Origin of the sequence: Kribbella sp. NBC_00662 (assembly GCF_041430295.1) — a bacterium.
Classification (GTDB): domain Bacteria; phylum Actinomycetota; class Actinomycetes; order Propionibacteriales; family Kribbellaceae; genus Kribbella.
The window spans coordinates 7141413-7157785 of the sequence record NZ_CP109029.1 but is presented as its reverse complement, the minus strand read 5'-3'; the positions used below and the strand labels follow the sequence as shown (position 1 = coordinate 7157785).

The following is a 16373-nucleotide window of genomic DNA, read 5'->3' as shown; positions in this document are numbered from 1 at the left end:
GGACGGTCATGATGGTGAGGTGACAACAACCGCCGCGCCTCCCGCCGCTTCGACCCGGCAGCACCACGTTGTCGGGTTGGTCTCGGCGTTCGGGATCGGCATGCTGGTCGCGGTGCAGTCGCGGTTGAACGGCGAGCTCGGCGGCATCCTCGGCGACGGGATCCCGGCCGCGCTGATCTCGTTCGGCACCGGGCTGCTGATCCTGTTGGTCGCGACGGCCGTGGTGCCGCCGGTCCGGCGCGCACTCGGCAACGTCTGGCGCACGATCCGGACGCCGATGCGCGGGTACGGCGGTTTGCGCTGGTGGCAATGTCTCGGTGGACTCGCGGGCGCGTTCCTCGTCGCCACGCAGTCGATCACCGTCTCCGTGATCGGCGTCGCGGTCTTCCTGGTGGCCGGTGTGGCCGGGCAGGCGATCAGCAGTCTGGTCGTCGACCGCCTCGGCTTCGGCCCGGCCGGCCCGCAGCCGCTCACCACGATCCGGATCGTCGGCGCGATGATCGCCCTCGTCGCCGTCGGCCTCGCGGTGTCGGAGCAGGTGAGTCACCCCGACGGCCTGCTCCTCGCGATCCTGCCCGCGCTCGGTGGCGTCGGGACCGCCGTACAGCAGGCGATCAACGGACGGGTCGCGCGGACCGCCTCCACCGGTGGGTACGGCGCGGTCGCCGCCGGTGTGGTCAATTTCCTGGTGGGATTCGTCGCGCTGCTGATCGTCTTCCTGGTCGACCTCGCACTCCGCGGCGCACCACGGCACCTCCCGAGCGAACCCTGGCTGTACTTCGGCGGCGCTTGCGGCGTGATCTTCATCAGCGCCGCGGCCGCCGTGGTCCGCGTCGTCGGCGTCTTCGTGCTCGGCCTGGGTACGATCGCCGGTCAGCTGATCGCAAGCCTGTTCATCGACATCTTCGTTCCCGTCGCCGACAAACCGGTCACGGCGCCGGTCGTTTCGGGGACGCTGCTCGCGCTCGCCGCGGTCGCGGTCGCAGCCGTGCCCAACCTTCGCCGCCACGCCTGACCGAACCCGGATCTGCGTCACTGACCAACCGGCCGTTGTCTGCGCGACTCACGCTCAGCCGGCGACCGCTACCGGCCGCGGGTGGAGGTTGGTCAGTGGCCCAGATCCGCCGCTCAGATGGTCGCCTGGGCCGCGACGACGGGCTTCTGGCGGAGCGAGGTCAGGACGCCCTGCGAGACCGCTACTCCCAGCAGGACGATGAGGCCGCCGACCGGCTGGTACCAGGTGATGTGCTCGTGCAGCACGATCACGCCGACGAGGATCGAGAAGACCGGCATCAGGTATGTGACCATCGACGAGCGGCTCGCGCCGATCAGGCGGATGTTGCGCATGTTCAGGACGAACGCGAGCCCGCTGCCGAGCGCGCCGAGGGCGATGACGCTCAGCACAACCTCGACCGACAACGACCACGGGGCGGGCGGCGCCTGCCGGGTGACCAGCGGCGCGACGATCGCCAGCTGTACGGTTGCGCACAGCAACAACGTTGCCGACAGCGCAGTACCGGACAATGTCGTCCCGGCCAGGAACTTCTTCTGGTAAGGGATCGCGAGCCCGTAGAACACCGCCGCGAGCATGCACAGCCCCTGCCCGACCAGGTCGGCGCCGCTGTCCACCCGCCACGCGCCGAGCACCACGAGCATCCCGGTGAACCCGATCAGCAGCCCGAGCCCGCGCTGCGCCGAGAACACCTCGGTCCGGAAGATCAGCACGGCGATCGGCAGCACGATCAACGGGGTGATGCCGTTCCAGATGCCGGCCAGCAGGGACGGGATCCGCTCCTCGCCGTACCCGAACAGGGTCCACGGGATCGCCGATCCGATCGCGCCGGCGACGAACGAATGCGCCCAGATCCGCGGATCACGCGGCAGCGGCTCGCGCTTCACGACCAGGATCGCGAGCAGTACGACGGAGCCCGCGATCACCCGGCCGAGCGCCAGGTAGAGCGGCGGCAGCTCCCGCACGCCGACCGAGATGAACAGGAAGCTGCAGCCCCAGATCGCGGCCAGGGCCAGCATGACGGGGAGCCAGGCCCGGACCGGAGCCTTGTCAGGAGTCGTTACGGTACTCACTCCTGACATCCTGCACCACGTCACCGACATTCCGGAGATTTTTATCCGCATTCGGGCACGTGGTAGCGGCGGATGTCAGGAGTGAGCGAGGATGACGCTCATGTGTGCCTTCGATGTGGTGGCGGTCCGGAAGCAGTTCCCCGCACTCGACGAGGGGGCGGCGCATTTCGACGGCCCGGGCGGCTCGCAGACGCCGCAGGTCGTCGCCGACGCGGTCTCGAGAACGATGACCTCGGCGCTCGCGAACCGCGGCCAACTCACGGCCGCCGAGCGTCGCGCCGACGAGGTCGTCGTCGGCGCCCGCGCCGCGATGGCCGACCTGCTCGGCACCACTGCCGAGGGCATCGTCTTCGGCCGCAGCATGACCCAGCTGACCTACGACTTCTCGCGCACGCTCGCGAAGAACTGGTCCGAGGGCGATGAGGTGATCGTCACTCGTCTCGACCACGACGCGAACGTCCGCCCCTGGGTGCAGGCCGCCGAGGCAGCCGGTGCCACGATCAAGTGGCTCGGATTCGACATCGCGACCTCCGAGCTCGACGACCTGGCGCCGCTCCTCACCGATCGCACCCGCCTGGTCGCGGTCACCGGTGCCTCGAACCTGCTCGGCACGCGACCGGACACGCGCAAGCTGGCCGACCAGGTCCACGAGGCCGGCGCACTGATCTACGTCGACGGCGTGCACCTGACCGCTCACGCGCCGGTCGACGCGACGTACGCCGATTTCTACGTCTGCTCGCCGTACAAGTTCTTCGGGCCGCACCTCGGGGCGCTGACCGCCGCGCCGGAGCTGCTCGAGACGCTGAAGCCCGACAAGCTCATGCCGTCGTCGAACGTCGTACCGGAGCGCTTCGAGTTCGGCACGCTGCCGTACGAACTGCTGGCCGGCACGACCGCGGCCGTCGACTTCCTGGCCGGCCTCGGCGGGTCCGGCTCGACCCGTCGGGAGCGGCTTGTCAGCTCTCTCCAACTGGTCGAGGAGTACGAGGACAGCCTCCGGGACGACCTCGAGTCGCGCCTCGCGGCGATCCCCGGCGCCACCCTCTACGGCCACGCCGCGAACCGGACGCCGACTCTGCTCTTCACCCTCGAGGGTCACAGCCCGGCAGCCGTCTCCGAGCACCTCGCGAAGGCCGGCGTCAACGCTCCGGCCGGCTCGTTCTACGCGTACGAGCCTGCCCGCGTGCTCGGCCTCGGCCCGACCGGAGCGGTTCGCGCGGGCCTCGCGCCGTACACGGACCAGTCGGATGTCGACCGTCTCGTCACCGCGGTAGCCGCCTTGACCGGCCCGAGAGGCACTAACTAAAGTCTCTGGGGAAAGTAAATCCGCCCCGAGGGAGCCTGGTGAGAGAACCGAGTGCTGTTTTCGTCCAGTCGGATCTCTCGGACCGGTTGACCACCGCGGTCGGATCAGGCTCGACCTGGTCCGCCGCCGGTGCAGAGGTCACCTGGAACGACGGGGCTGTCGAGGTCACCGCGACGACGATCTCCCGCGTCGCGCTGCGCTGGACCGAGCGACTCCCTGCCGACGCGCTGATCCTCGGCGACGCCTGGGAGCGTTCGTACGGCGACCTGCAGTGGCGCCACATCCAACCCGAGCGCCTGCTGCCCTGGTACTTCCTCGTTCACGACCCGCAGACCGGCAGCACGACCGGCGCCGGCGTGGACGTCCAGCCGAGTGCGTTCTGCTCCTGGACGGTCGACGGCGACGGCTTCACGCTGTGGCTCGACCTCCGCAACGGGGGCGGTCCGGCACACTTGAGGGGCCGGACGCTCACTGCGGCGACCGTGCGACTATTCAAGGACAGCGGCACCCCTTGGCAGACCCTGAACGCAGGGGTCGCCACCATGAGCACCCGACTACCGGCGCGACCTGAGCCCGCGCCGGTGGTCGGGGCCAACAACTGGTATTACGCGTACGGCGAGAACTTCGACGAGAAGGCCGTCCTCCAGGACGCGACCACGATCGTCGAACTCGCCGACGGTCACCCGGTCAAACCGTTCAGCGTCGTCGACGACGGCTGGTACCCGGGCGGTGTCTGCTCCGGCGGCCCCTGGGACCGTGGGATCCCGGGTGTGTTCGACGACATGGCCGGTACGGCGGCCGCGATCAAGGCGATCGGCGCCCGACCGGGTATCTGGTTCCGCCCGCTCCTCGTCCGCGAGCCGGGTCGGTGGGCGTCGACAGGCCCTCATGACAAGCCCGGGCGCGCGCTCGATCCGTCGTACCCCGAGGTCCTGGACGGAGTGCGAGCCGACCTCGAGCGCTTTCGGTCCTGGGGCTTCGAACTCGTGAAGCACGACTTCAGCACCTACGACGTCTTCGGCGCCTTCGGACCCGCGATGGGATCGCGGTTGACGCGCGGCGGCTGGCAATTGCAGGACACGTCGCGGACGACCGCCGAGATCATCCTCGCGTTCTACCGGGAGATCCGGTCCGCGGCGGAGGACGTCGTCGTGATCGGCTGCAACACCGTCGGCCATCTCGCCGCCGGGCTGGTCGACGTACAGCGGACCGGTGACGACACGTCCGGGCGGGACTGGGAGCGGACCCGGAAGATGGGGGTCAACACGCTCGCGTTCCGGCTGCCGCAGCACAACCGGTTCTTCGCCGTCGACGCGGACTGCGTCCCGTGCACGCCGCAGACGCCGTGGGAGCTGAACGAGCGGTTCCTCGACCTGGTCGCCCGGTCCGGTACGGCGCTGTTCCTGTCGATCGATCCAGCAGCCCGCACCGAGCGGTCCGACCGTGCGTTGCGGAACGGTATACATTTGGCGCTCAGTGGTGGTGCCGTGGCTGAGAGCAAGGCGATCGAGCCGATCGACTGGCTGGTGAACACCACACCCAACGCCTGGCGGGCGGGTGACGAGTTCCTCCACTACGACTGGTCTCGTCCGTGGGGTGCGGACCCGACCGCCAACTGACCTGGGGGCCTTTGTGAGCGTACGGCGGGGCACGAACCTCGATCGGGTCGGCGGCTTCAACGATGCCGTCGTACTCGATGCGATCCGCCGTAGCGACCAGCTCAGCCGCGTCGAGCTCGCCGAAGTCACCGGGCTGTCCGGGCAGGCGATCTCCAACATCGCCCGCCGGCTTCTCGACGCCGGACTCGTCCGGGAGGCCGGTCGGCTGCGCGGCGCCGGTCTCGGCAAGCCGCGGACGCTGCTCGAGCTCGAGCCCACCGGCCAGTACGCCGTCGGCGTGCATCTCGACCCGGCCGTGGTCACCGTCGTACTGCTCGATCTCACCGGCGAGGTGGTTGCGCGGCGGCCGGTCGATGAGTACGCCGACGATCCCGGCGTACTCATCGACGGCATCGCGAAGACGATCGAGGATGTGATCGCCGCATCCGGCGCACCGCGCGATCGCGTCACCGGCGTGGGCATCGCCGCTCCCGGGCCGATCGACGTCGAGCGCGGTGTGGTCGTCGATCCGCCGAACCTGTCTGCGTGGCACCTGGTCCCGCTGCGCGACGAGCTGCGGGAGCGGACCGGTCTGCCGATCGTCCTGGACAAGGACGTGACCGCGGCCGCGTCTGCCGAGAGATGGGCCGGGCAGGGCGGCAGTTTCCTGTTCTTCTACCTCGGCACGGGTGTCGGCGCGGGGCTGGTGATCGGTGACGAGATCGTCCGCGGTTCGTCCAGCAACGTCGGCGAGATCGGTCACGTGATCGTCGATCCCGACGGGCCTGTCTGCTATTGCGGGCGGCGGGGGTGCGTCGGCGAGACCAGTCAGCCGCGGTACCTGGTGCGGCAGGCGGTCGAGGCCGGAGTACTTGCCAAAGGCATCGATATCGAGGATCGGCCGGCGGTGGACGCCGCGTTCGCCCAGTTGTGTGCGTCGGCCGCGGACGGTCCTGGTGTTGCCCGGGAGATCATCGTTGCTCTCGCCGGGCGGATCGCCAAGGTGGTCGAGGACGTCGCGAACCTGCTCGATCTGGAGCGGGTCGTCTTCGGTGGCCCGCACTGGGAGCAGCTCGCGCCGGTACTCGGTGACGCCGTACGCGATGCCTTGGACGGCCGGTTCCTGGTGCGCGCCGTCCATCCGTTCGAGGTCGCCGGTACTGCGCTCGGCACCGACGTCGGCGCGATCGGCGCCGCCAGTCTGGTCCTCGACCAGACATTCTCACCAAACCCGTCCTTGTTGTTGCAGAGCAGTGCCGTTGCCGCTGAAAGGTGATTGTGTTGATGATCGACCCCGAGGTCCTCGCCCGAGCCGTTGCGGCTGTTCAGCAGGCGACCGGCGACGAGGTGATCGCGGAGATGTTCCGGCGCTCGATGGCCGGGAACCTGCCTGCGGTCGCCGAGCCGTTGCCCGACGGGACGACGTTCGTGCTCACCGGCGACATCCCGGCGATGTGGCTGCGCGACTCCGCGGCGCAGATGCGCCCGTATTTGCTGCTGTGCAAGGACGATCCGGGTCTGCAGCAGACGCTGATCGGGGTGCTGCACCGGCAGTTGGAGTACGTCGTACTGGACCCGTACGCGAACGCCTTCAACAAGTCGGCGAACGGGGCGGGGCACGTCACCGACGAGACGGAGATGTCGCCGTGGGTGTGGGAACGCAAGTACGAGATCGACTCGCTGTGCTTCCCACTCGAGTTGGCGTACCGGCTGTGGCGGATCACCGGTCGGGCGGATGTGATCGACCAGCGGTTCCGTGCGGCGGCTGAGGCGATCGTCGAGCTGTGGACGGTGGAGCAGGACCATGAGGCGAGATCGCCGTACCGCTTCCAGCGACTGGACGACCGGCCGTCGGACACTCTGGTGCGCGAGGGGCGTGGGCGGCTGACGCGGCCGACGGGGATGTCGTGGAGCGCGTTCCGGCCGAGTGATGATGCGACGGAGCTTGGGTTCAACGTGCCGGGCAACATGTTCGCGTCGGTGGTGCTCGGGTATCTGGAGGAGATCGCTACCGAAGTACTGCGTGACCCGGAGTTGGCCGATCGGGCGAAGGCGCTCAAGGCGGACATCGACGAGGGCATCTCCTCGCACGGCACTGTCGAGCATCCGGTGCATGGGCAGGTGTACGCGTACGAGGTCGACGGGCTGGGGGAGACGTTGCTGATGGACGACGCGAACATGCCCAGTCTGCTGTCGATCCCGCTGACGGGGTATGCGGCGGCGGACGATCCGACGTACCTGGCGACTCGTCGGCTGTTGCTCAGCCCGGAGAACCCGTATTACTACAGCGGGACGCACGCTTCCGGGATCGGGAGTCCGCATACGCCGCCGCGCTACATCTGGCACATCGCCCTTGCGGTGCAGGGGATCTCCAGCACATCCGCCGAGGAACGCCAGCAACTCCTCGAACTCCTCCGCGACACCACCGGCGGCACCGGCCAGATGCACGAAGGCTTCAACGTGGACGACCCCACCCAGTACACCCGCGAATGGTTCTCCTGGGCCAACGCCATGTTCTGCGAGCTAGCCCTGGTCCACGCCGGCATCAAAAGCTAGCTAGCGGCGAACACCAACCAAAGGACACCGCTCCGCGACAGCTGCCCTATCGGCCGCCTTCGGTGGCGTGCGAGCTGTTCTGCAGGGAAGCGGATCCGGCGGAGGAGATGCTTGTCAGGTCCTGTTCTCGTGTGAGGTCTGCGGTGGTGGCGTACGGTCTGTTGCTTCAGGCAACGGTGGTGCGTGGTACTCGTCGGGTCTCACCGAATGTCATGCGACGTCGCGGCGGCGGGTGGTCCAGAGGGAGAGGGTTGCGAAGAGGGTGCAGTAGGCGAAGAGAGTTAGGAGGGCTCGGCCTCCGCCTACTGCGTCGCGGACGCCGGGTGGGGCGTCCGATGCTGACATGCCGGTGACGGTGAAGACCAGGGAGCCGGCGTTGGTGCCGGGGAGGGCGTTGGCCAGCCAATTGAGGCTGGGGAGAAGGCTGCCTACGACGCCGGCGAGGAGGGTCTCGATGCCCAGGATCCAGACGACGCCCAGGCCGATGGGGAGGGCTACGTTGCGGAAGGCAACGGCTAGGACGGCGCCGGCCAGGCACCAGGTCATCAGGACCAGCCAGCCGCCGGCCAGGCCTTGAGCCAAGGTGCCGATGCTGGGCCAGGTCATCGAGCCGCTCTCGGCGGCGGCGATGCCGATGCTGCACAGAGCGCAGGCGATGAAGATGCCGACGACCCAGAGGGCGATCATCGTGCCGAGGGCGAGAAACTGCGCGCCCAGGATCGTGCCGCGGCCGGGGCGTTGGGTGAGGACGGTCTTCAGCGTGCCCCACGTGTACTCGCCGCCGATCACTATCGCGCCGAGGACCAACGCCAACGCCCCGGCGAAGATGGGGTACCCGCCGATCGTGTTGTCGATGACGCGTTCGGGGAGCATGCCTTGGAGGACCTGGGCGCGGGGGACGCCGTCGGTGGACGGAGTGTCGTCGCCGGTGGTGTAGGCGACGTACGGCAGCAGGTATCCGAAGATCAGGCTCAGGACCAGGCCGGCGCCGAACAGCACCCAGACCGCGGATCGTTTACGGAGCTTGAGCATCTCCGCGCGGTAGCTACCCAACATCGGCCTTCTCCTCGGTGGTGAGCTCGAAGAAGATGTCCTCGAGTGCTCGTTCGGTCATGTGCAGTTCGGAGACGGCGATCCCGGCGCCGACCAGGGCCGCGTTCACTTCCGCGGCCCGCGCCGCATCCACGGCGACGCGCAGCGTGTCGTCGTACTGGTGCACGCTGCCGAAGCCGGTCAGGATCGCCTGCGCCTGGTCCTTCGGGTCGGCACGGACGACGAGTTCCTGTTCGCCGCGCAGGTCGTCGACGTTGTGCTCGGCAACCATCCGGCCGGAGTTGATGATCCCGACCCGGTCGCAGATCTGCTGTACCTCGCCGAGCAGATGACTCGACAACAGCACGGTCCGGCCGCCGGTGCCCAACTCGCGGATCAGCCGCCGCATGTCACGCATCCCGGCCGGGTCCAGTCCGTTCGTCGGCTCGTCGAGGATCACGAGCTCCGGATCCTTCAGCAGCGCCGCTGCGACCCCGAGCCGCTGCTTCATCCCCAGGGAGTACGTCGAGAACCGGTCCCTCGCGCGATCGGCCAGGTCGACGAGCTCGAGTACTTCGTCGATCCGCTGCCGCGACACCCCGGCGTACTCGGCCAGCAGCCGCAGATTGTCCAGTCCCGACAGATACGGGTAGAACGCCGGCGACTCGATCATCGACCCGGTCCGTCCCAGTACGTCGGCCTGCCCGGGTTGCCCGCCGAGCACGCGAACGCTGCCACTCGTCGGCGCGATCAGCCCGGTGAGGATCCGGAGCGTGGTTGTCTTGCCTGCGCCGTTCGGCCCGAGGAACCCGTAGACCTCGCCCGGCAGCACTGTCAGATCGACACCATCGACCGCGAGGGTGTCGCCGTACCTCTTCGTCAGTCCACTGACCTCAACTAGCGCATCCATACCTAGAGCGTGCCGCTCACGCGCCAGCCGCCGCGTCGCCTCGGGGGAGTGACCGCACATACCTCAGCAGGAGTAGTGCTAACGACAGGAGGTGTGTGCTGATGCGGCCTGCTTTACGGTGAGCCCAGGCGGAGCGCAGTCGGCAGTAGACGCATACCTCCTGTCGTTACGGGCTTCGCCTCAGCTGCTGGGATTGGATGGTAAGCGGTCAGTGTTTCCGGCGGCGAGTGCTTCGGCCACGTGGTCGACGGCCGACCGGATCAGTTCGCCGTAGCCGTCGGTGGGCAGCAGATGGAGGTGCTTTCGAGCTAGCTGCAGGTGTCCCTCCGCCTCCAGTGGCTGCGCCAGGCGGCGGTAGTCGTCGGCGAGGTTCAGGTGGAGGGACGGGAGCCAGGCGGTGTCCTCGACCACCTCCAACGCGCGGAGGTCCCAGGCCAGTTCGTCGGAGGTTTCGTCCTGTACGTCGGCCAGGTAATGCGCGATCGCGCATCGGGTCTGCGGATCGTCGACCGAGTCCCACAGCCCGCTCAGCTGACGACGGGCGGTTTCACGATCCCCGGCCTGGCCCAGTGAGACGGCGGCGGTGATCTCCTCGAGGTGCATCATGCGAGCAGCCTCGGGGTTCGAGTAGCTGGAAGGTCAACCCAGCCAGCCGGGGCGTACCAGCCCGGTCTGATAGGCGACGACGACCAGCTGCGCCCGGTCGCGGACGCCGAGCTTGATCATCGCTCGGCTCACATGCGTCTTCGCGGTCGCCGGACTCAGCACGAGCCGCTCCGCGATCTCGTCGTTCGACAGCCCTTCGCCGACGAGTGCAACGATCTCCTTCTCGCGTTCTGTGAGTACGTCGAGTTCCTTGCTCGCATGTGGTTGCCGGCTGCGTGACGCGAACTCGGCCACCAGCCGCCGCGTGACGCCGGGGGAGAGGAGCGCATCGCCGCGCGCGACCACTCGCACCGCCTGGAGCAGCTCGACCGGCTCGGTGTCCTTCACCAAGAACCCACTCGCACCGACCCGCAGTGCCTCGAACACGTACTCGTCCAGGTCGAACGTCGTCAGGATCACCACATGTACGTCGGCCAGCTCCGGATCCGCACCGATCTGCCGCGTCGCCTCGAGGCCGTCGGTGCCGGGCATCCGGATGTCCATCAGCACGACGTCGGGCCTCTCGGCGCGCGCGACCGTGACCGCCTCCGCGCCGTCCGCCACCTCGCCGACCACCGTGATGTCGTCCTCGGCGTTGAGCAACGACCGGAACCCGGCCCGCACCAACGCCTGATCATCCGCCAGCAGCACCCTGATCATGCGCTGGAGCTTATGCGAGCCCGGCGTCATGGGCGAGGAGGGCGATCTGGGTGCGGTTGCCGAGCTCCAGCTTGGTGAGGATGTGGGAGATGTGGGCCTTGACCGTCGCGAGGCTCATGAACAGCTCGGCGCCGATCTGCGCGTTCGCCTTCCCCTGTGCGACCGCCAGCATCACGTCGTACTCGCGGGGCGACAGCCGCTGGAGCTTGTCCTGCGCGATCGTGTGGGCGTCGGCCTGCGTGGCGGCGCGGTCCATCAGGCGGCGGGTGATCGCCGGCGACAGGATCGGGTCCCCGGCCGCGACCCGCCGGACGGCCTCGACGATCTGGGCCGGTGGGGTGTCCTTGAGCAGGAACCCGCTCGCCCCGGCACGGAGCGCGTGCAGCACGTTCTCGTCGGTGTCGAACGTGGTGAGTACGACGACCTCGGGCGGATTCGTCCGCGCCCGCAACCGCTGGGTCGCGACGATGCCGTCGACCCGGGGCATCCGCAGGTCCATCAGCACGATGTCGGGGAAGTGTGCGTCGACGGCGGCCGGTACTTCGTCGCCGTCGGCGGCCTGACCGACCACCGAGATCCCGTTCGACCCGTCGAGCATCATCTCCAGACTGGCTCGGACCAGCGCGTCGTCGTCCACGACGAGTACGCGGATCGGCGGCGCTGCGGTTTCGCTCATGCGGGCCACGGTAGCGAGGCCTCGAGCCGGAAGCCGCCACCGGGCACCTGCCCGTGGTCCAGCGTCCCGCCCGCCAGTTGTACGCGCTCGGTCAGCCCGACCAGGCCGGTCCCGCTGCCGGGCGTGACCGTCGTCCCGTTCGACGCCGGGTTGGTCAGCTCGATCCGCAAGCCGTCTCCGGGCCGTCCGTCCACCGTGACCGTCACCGGCCGTCCCGCGGCGTGTTTGCGCGCGTTGGTCAGTCCCTCCTGGACGATCCGGTACGCCGTACGTCCTGTTGCCGGGGGCAATGAAGTGGGATCCGCGACGTGATCCTCATAGGCGACCGTCGTACCCGCCTCACGCGACTCGTCGACGAGCGCGCGCACGTCGTCGAAGGTAGGTTGCGGCCGGCCTTCGTACACGTCCTCGTCGCGGAGGACGTTGATGACCTCGCGCAGCTCGTCGAGCGCCTGGTGTACGCCGGTGCGGATCACGCCGGCCGCCTTCGCGAGGCGCTCGGGCGACGAGTCGGGCCGGTACTCGAGCGCACCGGCATACGTCGCGAGCAGGGACAGGCGATGGGCCAGTACGTCGTGCATCTCGCGAGCCATCTTGGTGCGTTCGAGTGTGCGTGCTTCCGCGACCCGGCGGCCCTGCTCGGCCTCGGCTCGTCGGGCGCGTTCGCGGAGCGACTCCAGAAGTTGGCGGCGGGCCTGGGCGCCCTGGCCCCAGCCGAGCAGGGCGGCGTGCACGACGACGTCCAGCACGGCGAACCAGAGGTAGGGGAGACCGTGGATTGGTTGCCAGAGGCCCTGGATCAGGTGCGCGACGGTGCCGGCGATCGCGACGAGCAGCGCAGTACGGAAGGGACGGCGGAGGGCGACGGTCAGCGTGCCGACGGTGGACGGCGGCGTACCGGCGGGGGAGAAGATCGCGAGTACGGCGAGCGCGATCGCGCCGTGCACGGGCCAGCGGATCAGCGTCGGGATCACCGCGACGGAGAGGATCCCGACCACGATGTCGAGCGCGAGGAACTTCTGATGCTCCGGATCCGACCACCGCCCGACGATCGTCGCGGCAACCATCGCCGCGACCAACGCCAATGCCACCAGCCCGACCAACCGCCCGGACCTCTCCCGCGGCACACACAACTCCTCCATGCCGCCGAGACTAAGCCGCCCCGACCGTCCCCACCACCAACCAAAGTAGAACCCACCCCGTCCACCCGACCGATGCCACCCGCACCGAACCTCCCGCACTGTGTTCCCACCAACCACCCCAGGGAGCCGAAATGCCAACCACCAACAGCACACAGTCGTCGGCCGTCTCCTCCACTCCACGGCGGGTTCCCCGGCGTAGTCGGCTCGCCGTGGTCGGTGTGGCTGCAGTTGCTGCTCTTGCTGACTGGGCGATCCTCGCAAAGCTCGCCGGCCTCACCCTCACCGCACGCCAAGGCGGCATCCAGCACATCGGCGCCGCAGCCGTCCTCGCCGCCACAATCGTCATCGCCTTCGCCGGCTGGGGCCTCCTGGCGATCCTCGAACGCCGCACCAAAAACGCCCGCGACACCTGGACGATCATCGCGACCATCGTCTGCGTCCTGTCTCTCGGCAGCCCACTCACCAACGGCATCGGCCTCGGCGCGAAACTAGGCCTGGCCTCACTGCACCTGATCGTCGGCGTGACCGTGATCCTCGGCCTCCGCCGCACCGCCCTCTCCGCCGAACGGTGCTAACTGCGCCGCCTGATAGAACCCCCGGATATGCGCGGTCACCAACGAGGCCGCGCGCTCCGGCTCGCCACCCCGCACCGCCGCCAGGATCCCGCGATGCTCGGATCGTAAACCGACCGCCACCGCCTCCCAGTCCGGCAGGTTGGGTACGGCGGCCAGCACGTACCCATGAATCGCCGACCGCAACGACGTCATCACCGCCGCGATCAACACGTTCCCGGCCAGCCCCGACAACGCGACATGGAACTCCGCGTCGAGCTGATGGAACTCCTCCGGCGACAACCCGGCGTCGTCCATCCGATCCAGCAGCTCCTCCGCCACCTTGAGCTCGTCCGCCCCCAACTCCCGCCCGGCAGCCTCCCGCGCCGACCACGACTCCAGCAGCAGACGCGTCTGTACGACGTCGCCCATCGGCAGATGATTCGTTGCCAGATGCAACCGTAGTACCGCGGTCAACGGCGACACCGGCTCCGCCACGATCACCGCACCTGCCTCCGGCCCGGACCCGGTCGCGGTCCGCACCACGCCCATCGCTTCGAGCACCCGGACCGCCTCCCGCACCGAGGGCCGGCTGATCCCGAGCTGCTCGGCCAGCGTCCGCTCCCCGGGCAGCCGCCCGCCGATCCGCAGCCGCCCCGCGGCCAGATCGGCCTCCACCCGGTGCAGGACCAGCTCGTAGTTCTTCATGTGGACGAGCCTACCGGTGTGGTCGGACCACAGGGTAGGGTGTGGTCCGACCACAGATTGAGCCGGGAGTTGTGATGACCGATCGCCAGATGCCCAAATGGTCCGAGCTGAAGCCGCTGCTCCGGCCGAAGCCGATCACGGCGAACCCGACCGAGCGGCGGTTGGAGAAGGCGCTGACGATCGCGGACCTGCGCCGGATCGCGAAACGCCGTACGCCGCGCTCGGTCTTCGACTACACCGACGGCGCCGCCGAGGCCGAGATCAGCCTGCGCCGCGCCCGCCGGCTGTTCGCCGAGATGGAGCTGCAGCCGTCGATCCTGCGCGACGTCTCCGAGATCGACCTCGGTACGTCGATCCTCGGCGGCCGCTCCGAGTTGCCGTTCGCGTTCGCGCCGACCGGCTTCACCCGGATGATGAACCACGAGGGCGAGAGCGCGGTGGTGAAGGTCGCCGAGCAGATCGGCATCCCGTACGCGCTGTCGACGATGGGCACCACCTCGATCGAGGACGTCGCGGCCGCCGCGCCGGACGCGCGCAAGTGGTTCCAGCTGTACGTGTGGAAGGACCGGGATGCCGGCGAGGACCTGGTGAAGCGCTCGGCCGCTGCCGGCTTCGAGGCGCTGATGCTGACCGTCGACGTACCGGTCGCGGGCGCGCGGCTGCGCGACGTACGCAACGGCTTCACGATCCCGCCGTCGCTCACCGCGAAGACCGTGCTGGACGCGTCGCTGCACCCGGCCTGGTGGGCGAACCTGCTCACCACGCGGCCGTTGACGTTCGCCTCGCTGTCCACCTGGGACGGCACCGTCGCCGAGCTGCTCGACAAGCTCTTCGACCCGACGATGACCATCGACGACCTCAACTGGCTGCGCTCGATCTGGGACGGCCCGCTGATCGTCAAGGGCATCCAAACCGTCGCGGACGCGCGTCGCGTGGTCGACGCCGGCGCGGATGCGGTCGTGCTGTCCAACCACGGCGGCCGTCAGCTCGACCGGGCGCCGACGCCGCTGCGCATCCTCCCCGACGTCCGCAAGGCGATCGGCAGCGACGCGGAGATCTACCTCGACACCGGCATCATGTCCGGCGCTGACATCGTCGCGGCGATCGCGCTCGGCGCCGACGCCTGCCTGGTCGGACGCGCCTACCTGTACGGCCTGATGGCCGGCGGTCAGCGCGGCGTCGCCCGCGCCGCGGAGATCCTGACCAAGGAGGTACGCCGCACCATGGCGCTACTCGGCGTCTCCAGCGTGGCCGACCTCAACCCGTCCCACGTCCGCCTCCCGTAACACCAACCGAAACACCGAACCCCGGACCGGCAGCTGTCGGTCGGGTTCACAGGGAACCTACAGCGGCAGGGTCGCCGTGATTCTCAGGCTGCCGGAGGGCGTGCGGTTCGCGGTGAGGGAGCCGCCGAGTGCGGTGGCTCGCTCGCGCATGCCGCCGATGCCGTTGCCTTCCGTCGGCGGTGCGGTGAGCGATTGGCCGTCGTCGTCGATCTGCAGTACGAGCGACTGCTCGCCGTACTGGATCCGGACTGTGGCGGACGAGGCGTTGGCATGGCGTACGACGTTCGTCAGCGACTCCTGGATGATCCGGAACGCGGCACGGTCGAGTCCGGTCGGTAGCGGTCGCGGCTCGCCGTGGACGATGCGGTGTACCTCCAGCCCGGCCCGCGACGTACGAGTGACCAGATGATCCAGGTGGTCGAGACCGGCGACCGGTTGGCGCGGCGCGGACTCGTCGGACTGCCGCAGGATGCCGACGATCGAGCGGAGCTCCACCAGCGCCTCTTTGCTCGCATCCTTGATCGCGGAGAGCGCCGGAGCGGCCTGCTCGGGTTGCCGGTCGACAAGGTGCAGTGCAGTGGCCGCCTGCACGTTGATGAGCGAGATGTGGTGCGCCACGACGTCGTGGAGCTCCTGCGCGATCCGCAGCCGCTCTTCACCGGCTCGGCGCAGCTCCGCCTCTCGACGGGTGCGCGCTGCCGCCATCACCCGGTCGCGGTGCGCGCGGAAGAGCTCGGCGACAAAACCGAGAACGCAGAAGCAGGTGCCGACGAGCAGGACCTGGTACACGCCGTCCTGGTTGATACCGAGGATCATCCGGCCGCCGACGTGCAGGACGTACAGCGAGATCAGACCGGCCCAGCCGGCCGCCCGGTGGCCCAGCCGGATCACGGTGAAGACCGCGATCACGAACGTCAGGATGACCGGACCCCACGGGTACTCGCGGAGCATGTAGATCAGCGTCGTGGCGACGGTTGCCCACAGCACCGGAACCGGGTGGGTGCGCAGCCAGTACAGCGAGATGGTGCCGATCAGCAGCAGAACGACCATGAACCAGTCGGGCTGGCGCCGGTCCGGCTGTCCCTGAGCCGAGCCGAACGTCCCGACCACCGTGACGAACGACAGCACCAACGGCAGCAGGACCCGACGCGCACGCGCCCCGAAGGTCGGGACGTCGACGGGCTCAGTCGTGGTCACAGTACGAAACCGTAGAGGCCC

Annotated in this window: 16 protein-coding genes; 7 read left to right on the top strand and 9 right to left on the bottom strand. The window is 68.9% G+C overall.

Annotated features, from left to right (window positions below; translation table 11 throughout):
* The first annotated feature begins 19 nt into the window (after nucleotides 1–19).
* Nucleotides 20–1015, top strand: a complete 996-nt coding sequence (locus OHA10_RS35215; protein WP_371403111.1) for a DMT family transporter — start codon at nucleotides 20–22, stop codon at nucleotides 1013–1015.
* Nucleotides 1016–1128: 113 nt separating this feature from the next.
* Here the strand turns inward: OHA10_RS35215 and OHA10_RS35210 are convergent, their stop codons facing one another.
* Entirely contained in the window at nucleotides 1129–2085 is a 957-nt protein-coding gene (locus tag OHA10_RS35210) for a DMT family transporter (protein ID WP_371403110.1), read from the bottom strand.
* 100 nt (nucleotides 2086–2185) lie between these two features.
* On the opposite strand from OHA10_RS35210, the gene OHA10_RS35205 reads away from it, so the two are divergent.
* From OHA10_RS35205 to OHA10_RS35190, 4 genes are read left to right on the top strand one after another with little or no spacing between them, the layout of a single operon-like run.
* Nucleotides 2186–3391 carry a cysteine desulfurase-like protein gene (locus tag OHA10_RS35205; protein WP_371403109.1) on the top strand — a complete coding sequence of 402 codons (1206 nt, stop codon included), beginning with the start codon at nucleotides 2186–2188 and terminating at the stop codon, nucleotides 3389–3391.
* 38 nt (nucleotides 3392–3429) lie between these two features.
* Nucleotides 3430–5010, top strand: a complete 1581-nt coding sequence (locus OHA10_RS35200; RefSeq protein WP_371403108.1) for a hypothetical protein — start codon at nucleotides 3430–3432, stop codon at nucleotides 5008–5010.
* Between the two features lie 13 nt (nucleotides 5011–5023).
* Nucleotides 5024–6265, top strand: a complete 1242-nt coding sequence (locus OHA10_RS35195) for an ROK family transcriptional regulator (RefSeq protein WP_371403107.1) — start codon at nucleotides 5024–5026, stop codon at nucleotides 6263–6265.
* A gap of 8 nt (nucleotides 6266–6273) precedes the next feature.
* Complete coding sequence (locus OHA10_RS35190) at nucleotides 6274–7545, top strand: glycoside hydrolase family 125 protein (RefSeq protein WP_371403106.1); 1272 nt, start codon at nucleotides 6274–6276, stop codon at nucleotides 7543–7545.
* Nucleotides 7546–7755: 210 nt separating this feature from the next.
* Here OHA10_RS35190 and OHA10_RS35185 read toward each other — a convergent pair whose 3' ends face one another.
* From OHA10_RS35185 to OHA10_RS35160, 6 genes are all read right to left on the bottom strand, one after another.
* The gene (locus tag OHA10_RS35185) at nucleotides 7756–8601 is read right to left on the bottom strand and encodes an ABC transporter permease (protein WP_371403105.1); all 846 of its coding nucleotides are present in this window, start codon (nucleotides 8599–8601) and stop codon (nucleotides 7756–7758) included.
* Nucleotides 8591–9487, bottom strand: a complete 897-nt coding sequence (locus OHA10_RS35180; RefSeq protein ID WP_371403104.1) for an ABC transporter ATP-binding protein — start codon at nucleotides 9485–9487, stop codon at nucleotides 8591–8593. The genes OHA10_RS35185 and OHA10_RS35180 overlap by 11 nt, the downstream gene beginning before the upstream one ends.
* A gap of 180 nt (nucleotides 9488–9667) precedes the next feature.
* On the bottom strand, nucleotides 9668–10093 hold the full coding sequence (locus tag OHA10_RS35175; RefSeq protein ID WP_371403103.1) for a hypothetical protein: 426 nt from the start codon (nucleotides 10091–10093) through the stop codon (nucleotides 9668–9670).
* Nucleotides 10094–10126: 33 nt separating this feature from the next.
* A complete protein-coding gene (locus tag OHA10_RS35170) occupies nucleotides 10127–10792 on the bottom strand; it encodes a response regulator (RefSeq protein ID WP_371403102.1) in 666 nt (221 codons plus the stop codon).
* Nucleotides 10793–10802: 10 nt separating this feature from the next.
* On the bottom strand, nucleotides 10803–11468 hold the full coding sequence (locus OHA10_RS35165) for a response regulator (protein WP_371403101.1): 666 nt from the start codon (nucleotides 11466–11468) through the stop codon (nucleotides 10803–10805).
* The gene (locus OHA10_RS35160; RefSeq protein ID WP_371403100.1) at nucleotides 11465–12610 is read right to left on the bottom strand and encodes a sensor histidine kinase; all 1146 of its coding nucleotides are present in this window, start codon (nucleotides 12608–12610) and stop codon (nucleotides 11465–11467) included. The genes OHA10_RS35165 and OHA10_RS35160 overlap by 4 nt, the downstream gene beginning before the upstream one ends.
* A 131-nt stretch (nucleotides 12611–12741) precedes the next feature.
* On the opposite strand from OHA10_RS35160, the gene OHA10_RS35155 reads away from it, so the two are divergent.
* A complete protein-coding gene (locus OHA10_RS35155) occupies nucleotides 12742–13185 on the top strand; it encodes a DUF6069 family protein (protein WP_371403099.1) in 444 nt (147 codons plus the stop codon).
* Here the strand turns inward: OHA10_RS35155 and OHA10_RS35150 are convergent.
* Nucleotides 13111–13869, bottom strand: coding sequence for a FadR/GntR family transcriptional regulator (locus OHA10_RS35150; RefSeq protein ID WP_371403098.1), 759 nt, complete (start codon nucleotides 13867–13869; stop codon nucleotides 13111–13113). The genes OHA10_RS35155 and OHA10_RS35150 overlap by 75 nt on opposite strands.
* Nucleotides 13870–13943: 74 nt before the next feature.
* On the opposite strand from OHA10_RS35150, the gene OHA10_RS35145 reads away from it, so the two are divergent.
* Nucleotides 13944–15155, top strand: a complete 1212-nt coding sequence (locus tag OHA10_RS35145; protein ID WP_371403097.1) for an alpha-hydroxy-acid oxidizing protein — start codon at nucleotides 13944–13946, stop codon at nucleotides 15153–15155.
* Nucleotides 15156–15212: 57 nt separating this feature from the next.
* Here OHA10_RS35145 and OHA10_RS35140 read toward each other — a convergent pair whose 3' ends face one another.
* Complete coding sequence (locus tag OHA10_RS35140) at nucleotides 15213–16352, bottom strand: sensor histidine kinase (RefSeq protein WP_371403096.1); 1140 nt, start codon at nucleotides 16350–16352, stop codon at nucleotides 15213–15215.
* Nucleotides 16353–16373 lie beyond the last annotated feature (21 nt).

Coding starts and splice junctions, on each gene's coding strand:
- OHA10_RS35165 (WP_371403101.1), bottom strand. CDS start 11,468: ATGAGCGAAACCGCAGCGCCGCCGATCCGCGTACTCGTCGTGGACGAC.
- OHA10_RS35185 (WP_371403105.1), bottom strand. CDS start 8,601: ATGTTGGGTAGCTACCGCGCGGAGATGCTCAAGCTCCGTAAACGATCC.
- OHA10_RS35150 (WP_371403098.1), bottom strand. CDS start 13,869: ATGAAGAACTACGAGCTGGTCCTGCACCGGGTGGAGGCCGATCTGGCC.
- OHA10_RS35155 (WP_371403099.1), top strand. CDS start 12,742: ATGCCAACCACCAACAGCACACAGTCGTCGGCCGTCTCCTCCACTCCA.
- OHA10_RS35170 (WP_371403102.1), bottom strand. CDS start 10,792: ATGATCAGGGTGCTGCTGGCGGATGATCAGGCGTTGGTGCGGGCCGGG.
- OHA10_RS35145 (WP_371403097.1), top strand. CDS start 13,944: ATGACCGATCGCCAGATGCCCAAATGGTCCGAGCTGAAGCCGCTGCTC.
- OHA10_RS35160 (WP_371403100.1), bottom strand. CDS start 12,610: ATGGAGGAGTTGTGTGTGCCGCGGGAGAGGTCCGGGCGGTTGGTCGGG.
- OHA10_RS35175 (WP_371403103.1), bottom strand. CDS start 10,093: ATGATGCACCTCGAGGAGATCACCGCCGCCGTCTCACTGGGCCAGGCC.
- OHA10_RS35190 (WP_371403106.1), top strand. CDS start 6,274: ATGATCGACCCCGAGGTCCTCGCCCGAGCCGTTGCGGCTGTTCAGCAG.
- OHA10_RS35205 (WP_371403109.1), top strand. CDS start 2,186: ATGTGTGCCTTCGATGTGGTGGCGGTCCGGAAGCAGTTCCCCGCACTC.
- OHA10_RS35180 (WP_371403104.1), bottom strand. CDS start 9,487: ATGGATGCGCTAGTTGAGGTCAGTGGACTGACGAAGAGGTACGGCGAC.